The sequence below is a fragment of the Wenzhouxiangella sp. 15190 genome (assembly GCF_003417465.1).
Taxonomy (GTDB): Bacteria; Pseudomonadota; Gammaproteobacteria; order Xanthomonadales; family Wenzhouxiangellaceae; genus Wenzhouxiangella.
The window spans coordinates 1-18,077 of record NZ_QVMV01000031.1 but is presented as its reverse complement, the minus strand read 5'-3'; the positions used below and the strand labels follow the sequence as shown (position 1 = coordinate 18,077).

Sequence of the window (18,077 nt, the reverse complement as noted above, 5' to 3'; positions counted from 1 at the left end):
TGCTCATTGGCTCCATCTATTTTCTATTCACTATTTTCTGTTTTCGAAACTTCACTGTCGATCCTTCGGATCCAGCGCGTCGCGCAATCCATCGCCGATGAAGTTGAACGCGAACAGCGTTACCGCCAGGAAGGTGGCCGGGTAGAGCAACGACCAGGGGGCAGTTTCCATTTCCTGGGCACCCTCGTTGACCAGTGCGCCCCAGGAAGTCAGTGGCTCCTGCACGCCCAGGCCGAGGAAACTCAGGAAGCTCTCGACCAGGATCACCTGCGGGATGGTCAGTGTGACGTAAACGATGACCACGCCGAGCAGGTTGGGCACGATGTGGCGGCGGATGACCTGCCACTCCGTGGCGCCGCTGGCGCGCGCAGCCTCGACAAAATCCTTGTTCTTCAGGCTCAAGGTCTGGCCGCGGACGATGCGCGCCATGTCGAGCCAGTTGATCGCACCGATGGCGACGAAGATCAAAAAGATGTTGCGCCCGAACACCACCATCAACAGGATCACGAAGAACATGAAGGGCATGGCATAGACAGCATCGACGATGCGCATCATCACGTTGTCGGCTCGCCCGCCGACGTAGCCGGCGAAGGCACCCCAGGTCACGCCGATAAGCAGCGAGACCAGCGTGGCCACCAAACCGACCAGCAGCGAGATGCGTCCGCCGATCATGGTGCGCACGAAAAGATCGCGGCCGAGCGCATCGGTGCCGAAGATATGGTCATTCTCCAGCGATGGTGGCGAGGAGTAATGATCCCAGTCGGGAATCTCGTGATCCCACCCCGACAGCATCGGTCCAAAACTGACCAGCGCGACGATCACAACCAGGACGATCAGCGCCGCCACGGCGGCCTTGTTCTTCAGCAGCCGGTGCCAGGCATCGACGTAGAGCGAACGCCCCCGCACCTCGCGGGTGTCGAGCGCCTGCTCGAAGGCGTCGCGGGTTGCCTCGTCACTCAAGTTTCGGCCTCCCCGTCGTCATAGCGGATGCGCGGGTCGAGCCAGGCGTAGAGCAGGTCGACCATGAAGTTGAACAGGATGATGAGCACACCATAGAGGATGACCACGCCCATCACCAGCGTGTAGTCACGGTTGAGCGCGCCCTGGACGAAATAGGAGCCGATGCCGGGAATGGTGAAAATGCGCTCGACCACCACCGAACCGGTCAGGATGGCCGCGGCAGCCGGCCCGAGATAAGAGATCACCGGCAGCAGCGCGGGCTTGAGTGCATGACGCAGGATCACTTCCTTTTCCGGCATCCCCTTGGCGCGCACGGTCCGGATATAGCTCGAATGCAAGACCTCGATCATCGAGCCGCGGGTGATGCGTGCGATATAGGCGATCATCGGCAAGGCGAGCGTGATCACCGGCAGTATCATTCGGTCGAAACTGAAGGCCCAGCCGCCGGCCGGCAACCAGCCGAGCACAATGGCGAACAACAGGATTAGCAGTGGCGCCATGACGAAGTTCGGAATCGATATACCGACCATGGCGATACTCATCACCGTATAATCCACCGGCTTGTTCTGACGCAGAGCGGCCCATGCGCCAGTGATCACACCAATGACCAACGCCAGCAACAACGCCGCCACTCCCAGGGCGAAAGACACCGGCGCCCCCTGCGCAATCAGATCATTGACCGACCAGTCGCGATAGTGGAACGACGGCCCCAGGTCACCCCTGACGATCTGCCACAGATAGCGCCCGTACTGAAACACCAATGGTTCGTCGAGATGATACTTCGCCGCCAGGTTGGCCTCGATCTCCGGTGGCAAGGCCCGCTCCGAATCGAACGGCCCGCCGGGCGCGATGCGAATCAGGAAGAAAGCGAAGGTGATCAGGAGGAACAGGGTCGGGATGGCTGATGCCAACCTGCGGAGCGAGTATTTCAACATGGCGCTGATCGCCCTTGATCTTGGCAAAAAGCACGAAATTCGAAGCACCAAATCCGAAACAAATTCGAAAACCCAAGCACGAAAACGCTGCCGCTTGATTTCGTGGTGCTTTTCCGTTTCGGATTTCGGATTTCGGATTTCGAATTTCGCGCCCTCACGACTCCTCCCCTTCGGCCTCCTCGGCGGCGTCCTCTTCCTCCCCGGCCTCACGGGCCCTCACCAGGTACATATAGCGCGTCAGGTGGTGATCCATGACATTTTCTTTCCAGCCTTTCAAGCGAGGGTCAATCAAGCGCTTGGTGACGTAGTTGTACACCGGCAGGATCACCTGGTCGGCCAAAATCATGCGCTCGGCTTCGGCCATCAGGTTGCGGCGACTGGCCGGGACGCGTTCGGCGGCAATGCGCTCGAGCAGGCGATCGAATCGCGGGTTGTCGTAGCCGGCGTCGTTGCGGCCGTGCTCGGAGTGAAACAGTTCGAGGAAAGTGAAAGCGTCCTGGTAGTCGCCGATCCAGCCGGAACGGAACACCTCGGTGACCCGGCGCTGGGCGCGGTTCTGGAGAAAGACCCGGAACTCCTCGTTGATCAGGCGCGTGCGAACGCCGAGCACCTGCTTCCACATGGCCGCGATGGCCACGGCGATCTTGCGATGGTTCTCGGAGGCGTTGTAACGCAGCTCCACCGCAAGCGGCTTTTCCTCGCTGTAGCCCGCTTCCCGGTAAAGCCGTCTCGCCTCGTCCTCGCGCTCTTTCTGGGTCATGTCCGCCCAGTCGGTGACCGGTGGCTCGTATTCGGGCAGGCCCGGCGGCACGAGATTGAAAGTCGGGATCTCGCCGAAACGGCTGACCCGTTCGGTCAGGATCTCGCGATCGACGGCAAGGTTGAGCGCCTGCCTGAGCGCGAGGTTGTCCTTGAAGGGCGGGCGAGTGAGATTGAAGGAAAAGAAGTAGGTGCCAAACCAGGGCGTGACCATCAGCGCCTCGTCCAGGTTTTCCCGGAGCCATTGAAACCGGTTCGACGGCACCTGGTAGGTCCAGTGAAGGTCACCGGCACGAAAGCGATTGAACTCGGTGTTCTCGTCTTCGAGGGGGTAGAAGACCACGCGCTCGACGATAACGTCATCGGCCGCCCGATACGCGCGATTCTTCACCAGCGTGATACTCGATCGCACGCGCCATTCTTCAAGCGTGTAGGCGCCGTTGGAGACCAGGTTGCCGGGACGGACGTGGCTGTCGCCATACGCTTCGACCGCTTCGCGGTACACGGGGTAGGTGGTGGGGTGGGTCAGCAGGCCCAGGAAATAGGGGCTGGGATGGTTGAGATCGACCTGGAAAGTCGAGTCATTGAGCGCGGTCACACCCAGCTCTTCCGGCGGCAGTTCTCCGGCGAAGATGGCCTCGGCATTGGCCACCGGCGAAAGCATGCGACCGTAAGAAGCCCCGGTGGACGGATCGACCGCGCGCTGCCACGACCATACGAAGTCTTCGGCCGTAACCGGTTCGCCGTTGCTCCAGCGCCCTTCAGGATCCAGGAAGAAGGTGTAGGTCAGCCCGTCGCGACTGATGTCCCAGTGCTGCGCCGCGCCGGGCACGATGTGGCCGTCGGGGGTCGTGGTGGTCAGCCCCTCGAACAGGTCGCGCAGGATGTTGGTCGAGGGCACGCCCTCGGCCAGGTGCGGGTCCAGGGTCTGCGGCTCCTCGCCGTTGCCGCGGTGGATGACCTGGGACTCGGCCAGGATGTCGGGAACCGGGCGGCCGTCGGCATCGAGTTCCACCGCTACCGGATCCGCCAGGGACGGCGGCGGCTCGACCGGTTGTTCGGACTGCTCGCTGCACCCGACCAGCAGCAGCATCAGGCAAAGTGGCCACAGGCGGCTCACAGCAGCGACAGCCAACGTGAAAGGTGAATGTCCATGGGATTGTTTTCGAATCCGCGCACGCGAGGATCCACGAGATGCCTCGAGACATAGTAGTACAAGGGCACGATGACCTGCTCGTCGAGCAGTCGACGTTCGGCCTGCCTGAGGGTCTTCAACCGCCCGTCAGCGCGTTGGCGCTCGGCCCGGCGCATCAACCCGTCGAAGATCGCGTCGTCGAAGAAGGTGTAGTTGCCGGTGCTGTCGCTCTCGAACAATTGCAGGAAATTGACGGCATCGCGCCAGTCGGCGATCCACCCGCCGCGGAACACTTCGGTAATGCGCCCCTGGCGGCGATTGGCGATGAAGACCTTCCACTCCTCGTTGACCAAGCGGGTCTGCACGCCCAGGTGCAGCTTCCACATCGCCGCGATCGCCGCGGCCATGCGCCGATGGGTGAGCGAGGTATTGAAACGCAGCTCGACCTTGAGCGGCCGGTCCTCACCGTAGCCGGCCTGGCGGTAAAGGCGCTCGGCCTCGGCCAGGCGCTCGCCGGCCGGCAGCGGCGGCTCACGCCCTTCCGGCCAGCCGGGCATGCCCGGCGGCACCAGTCCCCAGGCCGGTATCTCGCCTGAACCCAGCACACGCTCGGTGATGATGTCGCGGTCGATGGCCAGGCTCAACGCACGGCGCAGTTTCGGCGCATCGGCGAACGGTTCGCGCTTTAGATTGAAGGCCAGGAAGAAGCTGCCTAGGTAGGGCGAGATTCTCAATTCATCGCCGAACCGCTCGCGCAGCCAGTCGATGCGGCCGGGCGGAATGGTCTCGGTCACGTGCAGCTGGCCGGCGCGATAGCGCGCGAGCTCGACGTTGGGCTGCTCGATGACGTGCCAAATCACGCCGTCGAGTTCCACCTGGCCGGCGGCGCGGTAGTGCTCGTTGGGCTCGAGTTCGAGCCGCGAACCAGGCACCTGTCCGGCCAGCACGAACGCCCCGCTGAAACGAGCCGAACCTTCACCCGGCCAGGGATAGGTCACCGGGTGGGTCAGCAGTTCACCGAACCAGGAAAGCGGCCGATTCAGGCGCACTTCAAGCCGGCCGGGGCCGAGCGCCTCGATACCCAGTTGGTCGGCTTCGACTTCACCGGTACGCAGTTCATGGGCATTTTCGACCACGTCGAACAGCGCGGCGGTGGGCGAGGCCGTGGCGGGATCGAGGGCGCGCCGCCAGCCGGCGACGAAATCATCGGCGACGATGCGCTCACCGTCCGACCAGCGGGCCGATTCATCCAGTTCGAACACCCAGACCCGGCCGTCGTCGCTGACCGACCAGGATTTCGCCACGCCGGGAATCAACTCGGCTTCGGCGTCCAGGGTCAACAGGCCTTCGTGCAGGTCGCGCAACACATTCAGCGCCGACAGGCTTTGCGCCGTGTGAATATCGAGCGAATCCGGTTCCGGCCCGACGCCGCGATGCAGCGTCGCTGCTCCGGCTGCGCTGGCTGCCAGCAGCATGAACAAGAAAACTGGAACCACGGAAGACACGGAAAGCACGGAACGGAGAAAAGAAAAGGTTCCCCGCTTACCAGGCATACACCCGGCATTCGGGACCGACACCCATCGCTTCAAAGCTGGTTGAGGACCATTCATTCCGTGTCTTCCGTGTGTTCCGTGGTTCCTCTTTTCATCCCGAACGCGCATGCAGCGCGGAAACAAAAAAGGGATAATCGGCCCTTCATTCTAGCCGGCGATTGCGTCTTGAATCCCGACACCATCCTGACCGACAAGCGTGAGCTCGCTGCCTGGCTCGAATCCGGCTGCAGGCCGGAATCCGAATGGCGCATCGGCACCGAGCACGAGAAATTCGGATTCTGCACCGAAACCCTCCAGCCGCTGCCCTACGACGGTGAGCGCTCCATCCGCGTCTTGCTCGAGGGCCTGGCCGAAGGCTTCGGCTGGGAGCGAGTGCTCGAAAACGGCCTGCCCATCGCGCTCAAGAAGGACGGCTGCTCGATCACGCTCGAACCCGGCGGCCAGCTCGAACTGTCGGGCGAGTTGCTCGACAACCTGCACCAGACCTGCGACGAGGTCAACACGCATCTTGCCGAAGTGCGCACCGTGGCCGAGCCGCTGGGCATCGGCTTTCTCGGCATGGGCTTTCATCCCACCGCCGCGCTCGACGACATCGACTGGATGCCCAAGGCGCGCTACGTAATCATGCGCAATTACATGCCGAAGGTCGGCCGGCTCGGCCACGACATGATGAAGCGCACCTGCACCGTGCAGGTCAACCTGGATTTCGCCAGCGAGGCCGACATGGTGGCCAAGTTCCGCGCCTCGTTGGCCCTGCAGCCGATCGCCACCGCGCTGTTCGCCGACTCGCCGTTCGTCGAGGGTCGGCCCAGCGGCTTTCTTAGCTACCGCTCGCACGTCTGGACCGATACCGACCCGGATCGCACCGGGACGCTGCCCTGGGTCTTCGAATCGGGCATGGGCTTCGAACGCTACGTCGACTACATGCTCGACGTGCCGATGTATTTCGTGAAACGCGGCGAACGAATGATCGACTGCGCTGGACAGAGCTTTCGCGATTTCCTGGCCGGCCGGCTACCCGCCCTGCCGGGTGAACAACCGACCCTGTCGGACTGGGAAGATCACCTCACCACCGCCTTTCCCGAAGTCCGGCTCAAGCGCTTTCTCGAAATGCGCGGGGCCGACGGCGGCCCGTGGCGCCGGCTGTGCGCCCTGCCGGCTTTCTGGGTGGGGCTGCTCTACGATGCCGACAGCCTGGCCGCCTGCCTGGACATGACCCGCGACTGGAGCGCCGAGGAGCGCGAACGCCTGCGTCGAGACGTAGCCCGGATGGGCCTGCGCGCCGAGATTCAAGGCCGGACCGTGCACGATCTGGCCGGTGAGCTGCTCGAGCTGGCTCACCAGGGCCTGGCGCGCCGCCAGCGCCTCAGCGGCAGTGGCGACCACGAAGGTGGCTTTCTCGAGTCACTCCAGAAGGTGGTCAATCGCGGCACGACGCCCGCCGAGGTCAAGCTCGAGGCTTTCGAGAACGAGTGGAACGGCGACCTGTCCGAACTGTTTCACCGCCACGCCTACTGATCGACGATATGTTCAAGCTCGTCGGCACGCGGTTTCGAACCGGTCACTCGCCTTATGGGCCGCCCCCGGTCGCCCGGGTCGAACTCCGGACCGCCGTTTCACCCCAGCGCTCGACGTCCCTTGAGCGACTACACCATCTTTCGCGGCAGGGACTGCTCGAGGAAGCTGCGTCAGCCTCAGACGGCGATTCGCTCGACAATGAGAGCGTTAGCCGATGGTTCGGGTCGCTGATGGCCCGTCTGCTCGAACGGGGCGGGCATCGAGCCGGACGACCACAAATTGAAACGCATGCCGGAGAGGGCGACACGTTTTTCGTGAACCTGCCCTGCGAAGAGCCCGATACGGTGGAGAAGGCCGCCGAAGTCGCAGGGCGCTTCCTCTTCGATGCATCGCGCGATAACCACGACGATATCGCCGACCTGGAGCAGTTTCTCGACTTCGCCGGCGCTCGCATGCCCCACCCGGACACTCGGCGCATCATCCGCGTCGCGCGTGCGTGCGCACTGCCCGTGCTGCGGCTGGACCAGGATCCCTTCGAGTCTGCACCGGGCCCCCGACCGTTTTACGCCGGACTCATCCAGATCGGCCAGGGCGTCAACAGACGCGTCCTGGCCGGGGCGGTGCCGTGGCTGGACCAGCAGAAACTGATGCGCGTGGCCAGCCGGGAAGCGCTGGTGACTCACCTGCGTCGCCACGGCCTGCCGCTAGCGCCCCAGGTCCCGGATTTCCCCACCAAGAACCGGGCGAGCCGGGCCGTCCGGGCGGCGGAGCGCCTGGGCAAACCGATCGCCATGCGGGCCATTTACCGTCAACCCTTCGCCCATGCTCGTCAATCGACGGCACTGTTCGAGCCGCTCGCGTCAGAACGGGCGATCACGGCCGCCTTTCAAGCCGCCAGCGTCGACCACCGCCAGGTCTGGGTGGAAGCACATGTTCCCGGAGATCGCGTGCGATGCCTGCTTATTGGCGGCGTACTGGTCGCAGCAACACGTGCCACCCCGCCGACGATCACCGGGGACGGCGTCCGCAGTGTTTCTGAATTGACAGCCCACGCCGCCGCCTGTGCTGAATCGCCGCGCCAGCGACAGGCCTGGAAAGCGATCGAGGCCGGGGATCGCGACGTCCAGGCGCGACTGGCCATTGCCGGCCTGACGCCGACGGCCATTCCGGAAGCCGGTCGGCACGTTTCGCTGCGAGGCGAGGGCACAGCCTTCAACGGCGGAACGCTCGAGAATGTACTCGATCGTCTTTCCGCACCGATTCGGGAACTGGCCGAACGCGCCGCGGCAGCGTTCGGGCTCGACGAGATCGCGGCCGTGGACCTGGCCGTGGTCGATCCCGCCGGCGAGGCCTCGGCCCCCAATTGCCACGTGCTCGATGTCGTACCCGACCCGGACCTTCAGTCGCATATAGAAGGACGCCCGGAGGCCGGCGACGAACTGCCCCATCGATTGCTCGACGCTCTGTTTCCGTCGGGCCGGCCGGTTCGCATACCGACCGTGGCCATCACCGGCACCAACGGCAAGACCACGACCTCGCGCATGACCGCCTCCATCCTGCGCGGCGCGTACGGAGTCGTGGGCCTGACCACGACCGAGGGCGCCTACGTCGGCGACGACTGCGTGCTTGCCGGCGACGTGGCCGGCGTACCCGGCGCCGCCCTCGTGCTGGCCGACGATCGGACCCGGGCGGCCGTGCTGGAAACGGCCCGGGGCGCGTTGCAGGCGCTCGGCACCGCCGTGGAAGCGGTCGATGCGGCGGCCTGCCTGAACATCGCCGCCGATCACCTCGGCGTCGACGGCATTACCACGCTCGAGGAACTGGCGGCCGTCAAGTCCCGCGTTCTCGAACTGGCCGACGGCTATGCGGCCGTCAACGCCGACAACCCGCAGTGCCTGGCCATGCTCTCGAACCACCAACGCGCGCGACCCATCCTGGTCAGCAGGAATCCGGAATCCGCGGACGTCGCCGATCATCTCGCCGCCGGCCATCGGGCCGTATTGATCGATCGCGCCGACGATGGCCGGGAATACCTCTGGTTCGCCCAGGGCTCCACTTCTGATCGCCTGATGCCGACACACGACATTCCCGCGGTCATGAACGGTCTGCTCCCCTTCAATACCCTGAATGCCGCTTTCGCCGCCGCTCTTTGCTGGTCGCTCGGCGTCGATAACCGACTCATTCGCGAAGGCCTGGCGCGATTCAGTAATTCGGTCGAGGACAACGCAGGCCGCTACAACTTCATCGAAGGCTACCCGTTCACCCTGCTGACCGATTTTGCCCAGAACGCCCACGGCCTGGCCGAACTCTATTCGGTCATCGAAAAGCTGCCAATCGAGGGCAAGAAGCGACTGGTCTGCCTGACGATCGGTTCGCGCCACCGTGAGCACATCGAGGAGAACGTGCGCGACCTGGCCGATCGCTTCGACAGCCTGATCATCGGCTGCAGCGACTACGCCGACGAAAACCCGCAATATGCCGGGAGCAACCCGAGAGAAACCATGCTCGCCCATTTTCGCAAGGAGCTGCTCGATGCGGGCACCCACCCCGAACGTATCGAGACGCATGCACAGCCCGAAACCGCTATTCGGCACGGCCTCGAAATTACACAGCCGGGCGATCTGCTGGTCGTCCTGGGCAATCCCAAGGTCGTGCTTGCAATCCTCGAGGAGACCGCTGAACCGTGAGCAATTCCAGAATGACCGGGCAACCGGAGAGCGACCGGCTCGACGACGATCTCGAAACGGTATTCAGGCTCAATCCCGAGCCGTACACCTTCTTCGACGATCGTCGGGTTCATCGGGCGCTGACGACCGATCCCCGCGCATACCTCGACGCCCTGCTCGAGGCGATCGAGTCGATCGCGTTCGGCAAGGCGAGCCTGGAACTGCCGCCAAAACAGGTATTCGTCGATCCCGGACAGCGCTCGGACTTCCGGGTGATGCCCTGTGTCGTGCGTTTTCCCGGGCGCACACGCAAGACGGTGAAGATCATCGGCACCAACTGGCCGCGCACAGTGGTGCCCGGCGAAATCAGCGTGGGCAAGGCGTTTTCCCTGCACCCCACGGAAAACTTCATCGAGGCGGGCTTTGCCGGCTGCCTTTTGTCTTCCGCCCGCACCGGCGCCTGCGTGGCCACGGGCCTGCGCCTGCTCGCACCCGATTCACGCCACATCGCCATCGTCGGTTCCGGCCGGGTGGGTTACTACGCCGGACTGTTCGCCGCCTCACTGGGCGAAGCCGAACGAATCAGCTTTGCCGATATCGTCGAAGAGCGCGCACTGCTGGCGGCACAGAGCCTGCGATCACGATTTTCCGGCCTCGAAACCGACACATTCCACCCCGGCGAACTGCCCTCGACGAGCGATGCGCTGGTACTGGCCACCGACAGCGAGCAACCGATATTCGACGCCTCGGGCTACCGGCCCCGGCTGGTGGTCAGCGTCGGCGCCGACACCGACTGGCAAAGCGAAATCTCCCCGGAAGTGCTGTCGCATTACGCGTTGTCGGTCGACACCCAGGACAGTCCCAACTACGGCGACCTGGCGGCGTTCCGGTCGCATGGCCACCTTGATATCGACAAGCTGCCCGACCTGTTCGAGCTGGCCCGCGACGATTCCCGGCGACAATCGCCGGCACTTTTCGTGTCCACCGGCTCGGCGCTTTTCGACAACCTCACGATCGACTACCTGATGACGCAGGCCGATGCAGGGCTTCGGGGTTGAGGCGCCGATTTGAGCTTGTTCGCGGCTGAAACGACGCGACCTGCCGGCGATCAGTAGGGCAGCGGCAGTTCGGGTTCCAGCTCGAGCAGCTTGTCGCGGAATTCCCCACGAACATGACCCAGGGCAGTCGCCTCGTCGGCACCGAAGTGCAGGATCAAGCGACCGGTGTCGGCATCCACGCGCACTAGCCCCCAGCGGTCGGGCCAGTCCGCGCGCAGGCCGTCGACATGCGTGAGCTGAGCGTCGCCGAACTCCGCCTCCCGCCCAAGACGCGCCACGATTGACTGCGCCTGCTCGCGATCGATGTCGACCGTGATCTCCGGGCTGGCACGGAATTGCGGCTGCTCGGCCAGTATTTCATCGACCTCGCGGGTGTCGGCGGCCAGTACCTCCAGCAGGCGGGCCGCCGCATAGATTGCGTCATCGAAGGAATACCAGCGATCGTTGACGAACAGGTGGCCGTCCATATCACCGCCCAGCGGGGCATTCTCCTGGCGCAGGCGTTGCGCGACCGCCTGCTGTCCGGCGGCGGTCATGATGCCCTGCCCGCCGGCGCGCTCGACCATGCGCTGGAGATGTCCCGAGCAGCGCACATCGAACACCACGACCTCCCCCGGGCGCGCCGACACGATCTCCCCGGCCAGCAGCATCAACAGGCGATCGGGCCAGACGATTTCACCGTTGCGGGTGACCAGGACCAGGCGATCGGCGTCGCCGTCGAAGGCAATGCCCAACTCGGCCTGGAAATTGCGCACGCACAAGCGGAGATCTTCCAGAGCCTCGGGTGACGAGGGGTCCGGCCGGTGATTGGGAAAAGCGCCGTCGATATCGCAATAGAGCGGGATCAGATCCGCGCCGATCGCCTCCAGCAATTTCGGCACCACGGCACCACCAACGCCGTTGCCGCAATCGACCACCACCTTCATCGGTCGCTCGAGCTGGATATCGGTGGTCAGGCGCTTGCCATAGCGCTCCAGAACATCCTGCTGCTCGTAGCCGCCGTCGCCCTCGGCAAAATCCTTCTCGTCCACGCGCCTCGCCAGTTCGGCCATGTGTTCGCGGTCGACCAGCTCACCGCCGATCATCACGCGGAAACCGTTGTACTCGGGCGGATGATGAGAGGCGGTAACCATCACGCCGCAACCTTCGGTCAGCTCCGTGGCGGCGAACCACAGCAACGGCGTGGGCACGGCGCCAATCTCGACGACGTCCATGCCGCTGTTACGCAGGCCGCGGATCAGGGCCGAGAGCAGCACCGGCCCACTGACTCGACCATCCCGGGCGACCGCGATACGCGAAAAGCCACGCGCGGCGGCGATCGACCCGATCGCCTGGCCGATGTCGGTTGCCATCGGGACGCTCAGATCTTCTTCAGCCGTGCCCCGAATTTCGAATGCCCGGAAAATGCCGGTGGGCAGTGGTGTTGCGTCGCCGGTGTCCGGCTCGGATTCCGGCGCCGCCGCCGCAACGGGCTCGGGCTGGGATTCAGGTTCAGGCCTGGATTCCGATTCCGGTTGTACTCGTGATTCGGGCTCCGGATGTGCTTCGGCTTCAGGTTCGGTAGCCGGCTCGGGCTCGAGTTCGAGCGCGGCCGCTTCTAGGCTGAAAACATCCTCTTCGTCGGCCTGCTCGTCCGACCCGTCGGATGAGCGTTGCTGCCAATCCTCGTCCTCGAAAGCCAAGTCGAATGCGTCTTCGCCGGATGGCTCGGATACCGGCTCGTCGTGTTGTTCGTCGATCGAGCCCTGCCCGGAATCGAGCGTCACCTCATCCTGCTGATCCTCGTCCGGTTGATCCTCGTCCTGCCGATCCCCGGCATCGCTGAACGCGAAGTCCAGATCGAGTCCCGTGTTTTCCTGCCCGGCTTCCGCGGCTTCGAATTCGTCGTTTTGAGATGCCTCGGTTCGGGATTCCTTGGCTCCCGATTGTCCGCTTTCGAGTTCTTCATCGAGTGCGGGCAACTCGTCCTCTTCGGGCTCGACAGAGTCCTCGGTGAAATCGAAGCTCTCGAGTTCGAGCAGGCTATCGGCTTCCGGGGATTCCTCGGACGCTTGTGCCGCGGCTCCCGCGCCGCTTTCTCCCGGCGGCAGGCCCGCATCATCGGCGGTCGAACCCTGCTCCCCGCCTTCCTCGGCCTCGATCTGTTTGTAGATTTCGTCCAGATCCGGAACGTCGAGGGAATCGTCCTCAGCGGATTGCTCGCCGGTGGGCGCCTCAGCGAACGGACCGTCATCGTCGCTACCGGCCGCTTCGTCCAGCATCCAGTCGGGCAGGTCCTTGTGGTTACCGCCGCCCGCCTTGGGGGCAGGAGCGGCAGCGGCCGCTTCCGGTGCCGGCTTTTCCTTTTTCGGTGGGACCTCGACTTCAGCCGGCTGGCTGGTCGCTGCAACCTCGGACGGTCGTCCGGCCTTGCGAAGCGCCAGCAGTCCCGCAAGCGCGAGCAGGAGGCCAATCCCCGCCACACCACCGCCGACGACAGGATCGGGCCCGGCGTCGCTCGCACCGCTTGACCAACTCAGGCGCAATTGACTGCCGGCAATGGCTGCCTGTCCATCGGGCGTTCCCTCGCCAGCGCGGAAGCCGTGGCCGGCGATAACGGAGTCGCCCTGCTGCAGGGCAACCCAGCCCTCCTCACCCGTTTCGGGCAGCCGCCGCGTCACCACACTGACCGGCAGACGGACGAACAGGTAGCCGACGACCTCGCCTTGCTCGCCCGAGCCGGGCCGGTGCAGCGTCTGGGCGAACGCCAGGTTCTCGTTGGCCGTGCCGCGATAGTGCACTTGAGCCGGCGCATTGCCCTGCCGCCGGGCGGTCAGCAGCATTTGCAACACACCGTAGTTCGGCTCGGGGTACTCGCCGGTTTCGATGTCTTCGATATCGGGCGGAAACACCCGCACGTCGATCAGGTCGTCGACGCCGGCGGACTGCAGTCGCTGGCGCAGGCGATCGGTCTCGGCGTCGTCACCGGCCAGCACGGCGCGGGCGGATTCCGCGACGTCCGGTGAAGCCAGCGCCTCGTGTACTTGCGCGATACCGTTGCCGATTTCATCGATACTGCTTGTTGCGGCGCTGGGGGCGGAACCGCTCTGTTCGATCTGCATCGTGTCCCAGACGAGCCACAGGCCGACCAGGAGCACCACCGCGCCGATACCCATCAGGGCCAGGCCGAGTGGCTTGGCAATGCCCTTGTCCGATGTTTTCTCCGAATCCGGCTTGCCCGCCATGTCAGATCACTCCCGTATGTCCGATGCCCCCCTCGGCCCGATCGCTTTCCTGGAACGCATCGACGATGTCGAGGCGAACCTGCACCACCGGGACGACGACGAGCTGGCAGACACGCTGCCCCGGCTCGATCTCGATGGGGGCCGACCCGCGATTCCAGCACGAAATCTTGACCTCGCCCTGATAATCGCTGTCGATCAGCCCGACCAGGTTGCCCAGCACCAGGCCCTGTTTGTGGCCCAGACCGGAACGCGGCAGCAATACCGCTGCGAGTCCGGGGTCATCGAGATGGATGGCCATGCCCGAAGGCAGCAGTGCGGTCTCGCCCGGCGCGAGATTCATCGGCTCGTCCAGGCAGGCACGCAGGTCCATGCCGGCCGAACCGGATGTCGCGTATTCCGGAATGGCCCAATCGCGCCCGAGGCGCGGGTCAAGAATCCTGACTTTCAGGTCTTTCATTGGCTCGGCTTTCCCTCTCAAGCATGCAGTCGGCGATGATAGCAACGAGTTCGCGCGCCACGGCCGTCTTGGATTGCGGCGCCAGACTCCAGTGACGGTCGCTGCTGAAGACTTCCAGCGCATTGTCCTCCGAGTCGAAGCCCAGCTCCTTCCCGACCCGATTGGCCGCGATCAGGTCCAGTCGCTTGGTTTTCAGCTTGCCGCGAGCTGCGGCTTCGACATCGCGTGTTTCGGCCGCAAAGCCCACGACCAGGCGGGGCCGGTCGGGCAGGGCGGCCACCTCGGCCAGGATATCCGGATTGGGCACCAATTCCACGGCCATGGATTCGTCCGACTTCTTGATCTTGTCGCCGGACTCGTCGGCAGGCCGGTAGTCGGCCACCGCGGCCACGCCCACGAAACCGTCGGCACCGTCGATTCGCGCCATGACAGCAGCGCGCATTTCGCGGGCGGTCTGCACATCGTGACGGTGCACGGCGGGGGGCGTGGAGCGCTGCACCGGCCCGGCCACGAGGTCGACGCGAGCCCCGGCTTCGGCCAGGGCGGCCGCCACGGCAAAACCCATGCGACCCGAGGAGCGGTTGCCGATGAAACGCACCGGATCGAGCGGTTCGTGCGTGGGCCCGGCGGTGACCACGAAGCGAAGCCCGGCCAGCCGACCGTCGCGTCCGGCCACGGCGGCCACCAGTTCTCCGGGTTCAAGCATGCGACCCTGGCCCTGCTCGCCGCAGGCCTGCGAGCCGGCGCCGGGCCCGAGGATGCGCATGCCGCGCGATTCCAGCACGGCGCAGTTGTCACGCACCGAAGGCGATGCCCACATCACACGATTCATGGCCGGCGCCAGCCAGATGCGCGCCTCGGTCGCCACGATCAGGGTCGACAGCAAGTCGTCGGCCAGGCCGGCGGCGAAACGGGCAATGGCGTGGGCGGTGGCTGGTGCGACCAGGATTTCGTCGGCCCAACGCGCCAACTCGATATGGCCCATGCCGGCTTCGGCCTCCGGGTCGAGCAGGTGAGTTCGAACACGATGACCGCTGACCGCCTGCAGGGTCAGCGGCGTAATGAAGGCTTCCGCACCCACGCTCATGACCACGCGCACCTGAGCACCGGCGTCGCGCAGGCGGCGCACCAATTCCGGCGTCTTGTAGGCGGCGATGCCCCCGGTCACGCCAACCAGCACTTTCTTCCCTTCTAGCGTGCTCATGAACTGAATTGTCGAGTCGATTTCCTACGCGGCAGCGGGACAAGGCCCGATTTCCGGGTCCATACGTGCCGACCAGAATAACGGTTCTGGTTGCCAAGCTTAAGGGAAATTATGCGAATCGCCGACTGGCCCATGACCGAACGCCCGCGAGAACGCCTGCTGGCGAGCGGGCCGGCGGGACTCAGCGACGCCGAACTCCTCGCCATCCTGCTGCGCACCGGTGCCCGCGGCCGCTCCGCGCTGGACCTGGCCCGCCACCTGATCAATCACCACGGCGGCCTGCGCGGGCTGCTCGAAGCCGACGTCGACGGTTTCTGCGACACACCCGGCCTGGGCCCGGCCAAGTACGCCCAGCTGCAAGCCGCCCTGGAACTGGCCCGGCGCCACCTGCGCGAGAATCTCGAGCGCGGCCGGCCGCTGACCAGCCCGCAAGCCACGCGCGAGTACCTGCGCGCCGCCCTACGGGACCGGCCGCACGAAGTCTTCTGTGCGCTGCATCTCGACACCCGCCACCGGGTGATCGCCTTCGACGAACTGTTCGCCGGCACCATCGACTCGGCTCACGTGCACCCGCGCGTGGTGGTCGAAAAAGCTTTGAGCCGCCGCGCCGCCGCCCTGATCGTGGCCCACAATCATCCATCCGGAATCGCCGAACCCAGCCAGGCCGACCTGGCCATCACGCGCCGGCTGCGCGACGCCCTCGGACTGGTCGACATCCGATTGCTCGATCACTTCATCGTTGGCGACGGGGAAGTGGTATCCCTGGCAGAACGCGGGCTCGTTTGACGCCGTTCAGGCCGATTCGCGACTGATGGAGCAATCCAGGGATTTGAGCAGGCCGTCCTTGAGACCGTAGATCAGGCCATGGACGGCCACGTTCTCGCCGCGGGCCCAGGCGCGCTGGATGATCGGCGTTTCGGCCACCCGGCTGACCCCTTCGATGACGTTGAGCTCGGCCAGGCGGTTCAGGCGCGTTTCGTCGTCGCCGATCGCATCGAGTTCGTCGGCCTTGCGCCGGGCCACGCGCCGGATCGGCTCGACCCAGTGATCGGCCAGGCCGTGCACCATCTCCTCGGTTGCCGCGCGCACCCCGGCACAGCCGTAGTGTCCGCACACGACGATATCGCGTATGCCCAGGCCCTCGACGGCGAACTCCAGACAGGAGAGCAGGTTGAGATCGGCCGGATGAACCACGTTGGCGATATTGCGATGCACGAAAATGCGCCCCGGATCGCGGCCGGTCACGACGTTGGCCGGCACGCGCGAATCGGCGCAACCGATCCAGAAATAGTCCGGCTTCTGAACCGCGGCCAGGCGCTCGAAATAGTCAGGGGACTCGTTGCGGATTCCTTCGGCCCAGGTGCGGTTGCCGCGGATCAGGTCGTGGGGCATAGGCTTGCAGACCGGCATTCGTTTTGGGGGAAGCCGCATTCTATCCCGCCCGTTGAGCCGGCTCCAGCCGGAACGTTGAAATTCTTGCCACACCCCCGGATCTATTGGGATACAACGAGCTGAAAAGCAAGGAGAGTCCCATGAGCCGTTCCGAACGCGCCTTCGACTTTCTGCCCGTCAACCAACGGGCCACCAAGCCGCGCGAGCGCGGCATCACCGAGATGCGCGGGCCCTACTACGACCCGGTCGGCAAACGACGCCTGGCCGACATCTTCGAGACTTGCGGAGCCTATGTCGACATCCTCAAGTTCTCGGGTGGCTCATTCAGCCTGATGCCGCGCGAATCGCTTTCGGAAATCATCGCGCTGTGCCACGAAAACGAGGTGATGGTTTCCACCGGCGGCTTCATCGAATACGTGCTGGTGCGCTGCCCCGAAAAGGTCGACGACTACCTGGCCGAGTGCCGCAATCTCGGTTTCGATATCGTCGAAATTTCCAGCGGCTTCCTGGCGATGCCCACCGACGATCTGGTGCGCCTGACCGAGCGGGTCATCAAGCACGGCCTGAAGGCCAAACCGGAGATCAACGTGCAGTTCGGCGCCGGCGGCACCAGCAGCGTCGAGCAGCTCGAAAGCCAGGGCCTGCAGGACCCGGCCCAGGCCATCCGCGAGGCGAAGCGTCATCTCGATGCCGGCGCTTATCGCATCATGGTGGAATCGGAAGGCATTACCGAGCAGGTGCGCGAATGGCGCACCGACATCATCTCGGAACTGGCCGACGGCATCGGCCTGGACAAGGCGGTATTTGAGGCGGCCGACCCGGAAGTCTACGCGTGGTACATAAAAACCTTCGGACCGGAGGTGAACCTGTTCGTCGACCACTCGCAGGTGCTCGAACTCGAGGCCATGCGGTCGGGGATCTGGGGGACCAACGAGTTGTTCGGGCGGGTGCATACCTGGAAGGGTTAATCCCACCCGCCTGTCCCATGCTCTTTTGGGAGGCCACCTTCAGCCCGTTGGCGCATTGTAGTACTGGCGCCACCGCCCGCGGTGCGAGCCTCGACACTTCAAAAGCTGTTTCGCCCGGCGCGCTTCGCGCGCTCTTGCGGTGGCTCCTTCAATGCCCCGTCGGCAACTAGCCTGTTGCCCCGATGCCGCGGTGCGGGCTTCGACACGTCAAAATATATTCCGCCCGCCTGCTCCGCAGGCTGATGGCG

The 18,077-nt window shown here is 64.7% G+C and carries 13 protein-coding genes; 5 read left to right on the top strand and 8 right to left on the bottom strand.

Annotated features, from left to right (window positions below; translation table 11 throughout):
* Positions 1-51: 51 nt before the first annotated feature.
* The 4 genes from DZK26_RS09075 to DZK26_RS09060 all read right to left on the bottom strand — a co-directional run bounded on the left by DZK26_RS09075 (position 52) and on the right by DZK26_RS09060 (position 5,264).
* Positions 52-960, bottom strand: a complete 909-nt coding sequence (locus tag DZK26_RS09075; protein ID WP_116899383.1) for an ABC transporter permease subunit — start codon at positions 958-960, stop codon at positions 52-54.
* Positions 957-1,895 carry an oligopeptide ABC transporter permease OppB gene (gene oppB, locus DZK26_RS09070; protein WP_116899382.1) on the bottom strand — a complete coding sequence of 313 codons (939 nt, stop codon included), beginning with the start codon at positions 1,893-1,895 and terminating at the stop codon, positions 957-959. Before oppB ends, DZK26_RS09075 begins: the two co-directional genes overlap by 4 nt.
* Before the next feature lie 154 nt (positions 1,896-2,049).
* Positions 2,050-3,789, bottom strand: a complete 1,740-nt coding sequence (locus DZK26_RS09065; protein WP_147306726.1) for a peptide ABC transporter substrate-binding protein — start codon at positions 3,787-3,789, stop codon at positions 2,050-2,052.
* Complete coding sequence (locus DZK26_RS09060; RefSeq protein ID WP_181918506.1) at positions 3,771-5,264, bottom strand: peptide ABC transporter substrate-binding protein; 1,494 nt, start codon at positions 5,262-5,264, stop codon at positions 3,771-3,773. The genes DZK26_RS09065 and DZK26_RS09060 overlap by 19 nt, the downstream gene beginning before the upstream one ends.
* A gap of 243 nt (positions 5,265-5,507) precedes the next feature.
* Between DZK26_RS09060 and DZK26_RS09055 the strand changes: the two genes are divergently transcribed.
* Genes DZK26_RS09055 through DZK26_RS09045 form a run of 3 tightly spaced genes read left to right on the top strand, consistent with a single transcriptional unit; the run spans position 5,508 to position 10,584 of the window.
* Positions 5,508-6,860: a glutamate--cysteine ligase gene (locus tag DZK26_RS09055; RefSeq protein WP_258870907.1), complete on the top strand. Its 1,353-nt coding sequence runs from the start codon at positions 5,508-5,510 to the stop codon at positions 6,858-6,860.
* An 8-nt stretch (positions 6,861-6,868) separates the two neighbouring features.
* Positions 6,869-9,547, top strand: coding sequence for a Mur ligase family protein (locus DZK26_RS09050; RefSeq protein ID WP_116899379.1), 2,679 nt, complete (start codon positions 6,869-6,871; stop codon positions 9,545-9,547).
* Complete coding sequence (locus DZK26_RS09045) at positions 9,544-10,584, top strand: hypothetical protein (protein WP_147306725.1); 1,041 nt, start codon at positions 9,544-9,546, stop codon at positions 10,582-10,584. Before DZK26_RS09050 ends, DZK26_RS09045 begins: the two co-directional genes overlap by 4 nt.
* Before the next feature lie 50 nt (positions 10,585-10,634).
* Here DZK26_RS09045 and DZK26_RS09040 read toward each other — a convergent pair whose 3' ends face one another.
* The 3 genes from DZK26_RS09040 to coaBC are packed head-to-tail and all read right to left on the bottom strand — an operon-like array spanning position 10,635 to position 15,469.
* Positions 10,635-13,808 carry a hypothetical protein gene (locus DZK26_RS09040; protein ID WP_116899377.1) on the bottom strand — a complete coding sequence of 1,058 codons (3,174 nt, stop codon included), beginning with the start codon at positions 13,806-13,808 and terminating at the stop codon, positions 10,635-10,637.
* A gap of 1 nt (position 13,809) precedes the next feature.
* The gene (gene dut / locus DZK26_RS09035; protein WP_116899376.1) at positions 13,810-14,265 is read right to left on the bottom strand and encodes a dUTP diphosphatase; all 456 of its coding nucleotides are present in this window, start codon (positions 14,263-14,265) and stop codon (positions 13,810-13,812) included.
* A complete protein-coding gene (coaBC, locus tag DZK26_RS09030) occupies positions 14,237-15,469 on the bottom strand; it encodes a bifunctional phosphopantothenoylcysteine decarboxylase/phosphopantothenate--cysteine ligase CoaBC (protein ID WP_116899375.1) in 1,233 nt (410 codons plus the stop codon). The genes dut and coaBC overlap by 29 nt, the downstream gene beginning before the upstream one ends.
* Before the next feature lie 111 nt (positions 15,470-15,580).
* Here coaBC and radC point away from each other — a divergent pair, with 111 nt between their 5' ends.
* Entirely contained in the window at positions 15,581-16,255 is a 675-nt protein-coding gene (gene radC, locus DZK26_RS09025) for a DNA repair protein RadC (RefSeq protein WP_116899374.1), read from the top strand.
* A 6-nt stretch (positions 16,256-16,261) separates the two neighbouring features.
* Here radC and DZK26_RS09020 read toward each other — a convergent pair whose 3' ends face one another.
* The gene (locus tag DZK26_RS09020; RefSeq protein ID WP_116899373.1) at positions 16,262-16,861 is read right to left on the bottom strand and encodes a carbonic anhydrase; all 600 of its coding nucleotides are present in this window, start codon (positions 16,859-16,861) and stop codon (positions 16,262-16,264) included.
* Between the two features lie 140 nt (positions 16,862-17,001).
* On the opposite strand from DZK26_RS09020, the gene DZK26_RS09015 reads away from it, so the two are divergent.
* Positions 17,002-17,829 carry a phosphosulfolactate synthase gene (locus DZK26_RS09015; protein WP_116899402.1) on the top strand — a complete coding sequence of 276 codons (828 nt, stop codon included), beginning with the start codon at positions 17,002-17,004 and terminating at the stop codon, positions 17,827-17,829.
* Positions 17,830-18,077: the final 248 nt, after the last annotated feature.

Excerpts from the sequence above, each read along its gene's own strand:
- oppB (WP_116899382.1), bottom strand. The coding sequence starts at position 1,895 with ATGTTGAAATACTCGCTCCGCAGGTTGGCATCAGCCATCCCGACCCTG.
- DZK26_RS09060 (WP_181918506.1), bottom strand. The coding sequence starts at position 5,264 with ATGCTGCTGGCAGCCAGCGCAGCCGGAGCAGCGACGCTGCATCGCGGC.
- DZK26_RS09050 (WP_116899379.1), top strand. The coding sequence starts at position 6,869 with ATGTTCAAGCTCGTCGGCACGCGGTTTCGAACCGGTCACTCGCCTTAT.
- DZK26_RS09040 (WP_116899377.1), bottom strand. The coding sequence starts at position 13,808 with ATGGCGGGCAAGCCGGATTCGGAGAAAACATCGGACAAGGGCATTGCC.
- dut (WP_116899376.1), bottom strand. The coding sequence starts at position 14,265 with ATGAAAGACCTGAAAGTCAGGATTCTTGACCCGCGCCTCGGGCGCGAT.
- coaBC (WP_116899375.1), bottom strand. The coding sequence starts at position 15,469 with ATGAGCACGCTAGAAGGGAAGAAAGTGCTGGTTGGCGTGACCGGGGGC.
- radC (WP_116899374.1), top strand. The coding sequence starts at position 15,581 with ATGCGAATCGCCGACTGGCCCATGACCGAACGCCCGCGAGAACGCCTG.
- DZK26_RS09020 (WP_116899373.1), bottom strand. The coding sequence starts at position 16,861 with ATGCCCCACGACCTGATCCGCGGCAACCGCACCTGGGCCGAAGGAATC.
- DZK26_RS09015 (WP_116899402.1), top strand. The coding sequence starts at position 17,002 with ATGAGCCGTTCCGAACGCGCCTTCGACTTTCTGCCCGTCAACCAACGG.